Genomic DNA, 2,845 nt, shown 5'->3' with positions numbered 1-2,845 from the left:
ATGTGGGATTGTTCCATTTTACCCAAATCACTTTCCGACACTGATTGTATTTGTTCCAATGTAGTTTTGGCGGAAGCAGAAACATCGGCAACATTTCCAGCTACAAATGCATCTTTCATATCCAGGTAGGGTTTTAAACTTTTCTCGATTGCTTTTTGCGTTTCTAGCGATAGTTCTATCTTCATTTCCGGCATCGTGGTTTCTTTATTCTCAGCATTGTCTTGGTTCATCATTGATTTTTTACCACGTAACTGCGCAGCTGCATCCACGGTAAATGTGCCGTTGGTAACGATCTCATCACCGTTTTCAAGACCATCTGTTATGGTATAGGTTTCTCCGTTTCTATTCCCTATGGTTACTTCCCGCATTTCAAAAACAGGTTCGTCAGGATTGGTTTTTACGTAAACCACCGAACGTTCTCCTGTCCACATTACCGCCGATGCCGGAACAATAAGTTGCTGTTTCTTGGAAGCATTGACATCCTCTATGTTTCCAGCAACAAACATTCCCGGTTTTAAAAGGTTGTTATTATTTTGTATGGTAGCCCGTACCGTTACCACTCTGGTTTGGGTGTTTAATACCGGGTCAATAAAAGAGAGGGTAGCATCAAATTCCTTATTGGGATAGGCATTGGTGGTCATTTTTATTTTCTGTCCTTTTTTAAATAGGGAAATTTGGTTTTCATAAGCATCAAACTCTGCCCAAACCGAGTTTAGGTTGCTTAATTTCAAAATAGGCTGCCCCTGTTTTACGTAATCGCCTTCTTCCGCCATTTTCTCGGAAACTGTTCCAGAAACCGTGGCATAAATCGGGAAATTCTCACGTACTTTCCCTGATTCTTCAATACTGTTGATTTGGATTTCCGAGAGTTTCCAAAGCTTTAATTTGTTTCGGACCGATTTGTAAAGTTCTGGTTGGCTTTCTTTAAGCGATGCAGTTGTAATAAGCTCCTGTTGTGCTGCGACAAGATTTGGCGCATATATGGTTGCCAAGAGCTGTCCCTTCCGGACTTCCTGTCCTTCATAACTTACATTGAGGCGTTCTATCCTTCCGTCGAAGTAGCTTGCTTGAACAGAATTTGCTTCCTCATTTTCTACAATTTTTCCGGTAAGAGAAATAATATTCCCGTTTTTTCCTTCTGCATCCCCAACTATACTGGTTTGGATATTTGCCAAGGCCATTGCATTTTTTGTCATTTTAAACTGATCGGCTGCAAGGCCATCTGCACTCGATTCTGCCGGAATCAAATCCATCCCACAAATGGGGCAGTCACCGGGTTCGGGCTGCATAATCTGAGGGTGCATAGAACACGTCCACATTCCTTCTGCGGTTTCAGCGGAATGATCGTGATCATCTGACATAGTTGACACGTCCTTAACCGCCATTGATTTATCTACCGATGTACCAAAAATGAGCCAACCTGCAAGCAGTCCTACTAGAACTGCAATGCCTATATATATTAGGTTCTTATTCATAACTTATTTCCTTAGTTTATTTATTTTTTTCCAATCGCTTGATATAAGCTTTCATTTCAGCGATTTCCTTTTCCTGAGCCTTAATAATCCCATCTGCCAATTTCCTTACTTTAGGATCTTTGATCGCAGCTCTTTTACTGGTAAGTATGGCTATGGAATGATGGGGGATCATAGCTTTCATATAAAGCACATCTCCAATTGGTTTTTGAGTGCGTACCAAAGACAGGGCACCAATAAAAAGTACTAGGCTACCGAGATAAATTGCGATATTCTTTTTTCTGTTTTTATACATTTGGAGCATCAAGGAAAGCATAATTACCGCCATTGCCGAAATCCCCAAACAAGCCATATAAAACCGTGTAAGGCTGAAATAGACGTGGTTCCATTCATAGGTGTTCAAATACATTGTAATGTACATTGCTATAAATGAAAGCACCAGCATCACTATAAATTTGCCATAGTTGCTTTTCTTCGTTCCGATGTTATTTTTTTCAGTTGAATTCATTTTTTTATATTTTATTGGTTAGTTGATAGATTTTGTTCGTAATCTGAGTGCATTTCCTATAACGGAAACCGAACTGAAACTCATTGCCAAGGCCGCAATCATTGGGGATAATAAAATTCCAAAGAAAGGGTAAAGTAAACCAGCGGCAATGGGGATTCCCAAGGTGTTATAGATGAGGGCGAAAAACAGGTTTTCCTTAATGTTTTTCATAACCGCGTCGCTCAAATTCCTTGCTTTTACGATACCGTGCAGATCGCCTTTGACCAATGTGATCATTGCGCTTTCAATCGCCACGTCTGTTCCCGTTCCCATTGCAATACCCACATCACTTTTGGCCAAAGCAGGTGCATCGTTGATACCGTCGCCTGCCATTGCAACTACTTTGCCTTCGTTTTGCAGTTTTTCCACTTCCTGCAATTTATTTTCGGGGAGCATTCCTGCCTTAAAATCGGCGAGATTGAGTTCGCTTGCCACGGCTTGTGCGGTATCGTGATTATCGCCCGTCAACATTATTACCGCGATACCCTTATCTTGCAGTTCTTTAATGGCCTTGGCACTTGTCTTTTTAATTTTATCGCCTATCATTACGTAACCCGAAACTTCACCGTCTATCGCCAAATATGAAACTGTTTTTCCTTGTTTCTGAAAAGATTGTACTTCGGCTTCCATTTCTGTTGAGATAGTTGCATTAGCGTACTCCATCATTTTTGCATTTCCCAGATCGAGCTTTTTCCCATCAACCGTTCCTTCTACTCCTTTTCCTGTTACTGCGCTGAAGTTTTGGGTTTTAGAGAATTCGGTATTTTGCTCTTTTCCGTATTTTACAGTCGCTTCTGCAAGTGGGTGCTCACTGGAACTGTTTAGG

Annotated in this window: 3 protein-coding genes; all 3 read right to left on the bottom strand. The window is 41.1% G+C overall.

All coding sequences use genetic code 11. The features are described 5' to 3' along the window. A partial coding sequence (locus RM529_RS16730; RefSeq protein ID WP_311485887.1) for an efflux RND transporter periplasmic adaptor subunit occupies positions 1-1,475 on the bottom strand: 1,475 nt, incomplete at its 3' end. 16 nt (positions 1,476-1,491) lie between these two features. Beyond that, positions 1,492-1,980: a DUF305 domain-containing protein gene (locus RM529_RS16725; protein ID WP_311485886.1), complete on the bottom strand. Its 489-nt coding sequence runs from the start codon at positions 1,978-1,980 to the stop codon at positions 1,492-1,494. Between the two features lie 18 nt (positions 1,981-1,998). Next, the coding region (locus RM529_RS16720; protein WP_311485885.1) for an HAD-IC family P-type ATPase at positions 1,999-2,845 on the bottom strand (847 nt) is incomplete at its 5' end.

Source organism: Autumnicola edwardsiae (genome assembly GCF_031846505.1).
In the GTDB taxonomy this organism is placed as follows: Bacteria; Bacteroidota; Bacteroidia; order Flavobacteriales; family Flavobacteriaceae; genus Autumnicola; species Autumnicola edwardsiae.
The sequence above is the reverse complement of the archived record's forward strand: the minus strand, read 5'-3'. Positions and strand labels throughout refer to the sequence as shown.

Excerpts from the sequence above, each read along its gene's own strand:
- RM529_RS16725 (WP_311485886.1), bottom strand. The coding sequence starts at position 1,980 with ATGAATTCAACTGAAAAAAATAACATCGGAACGAAGAAAAGCAACTAT.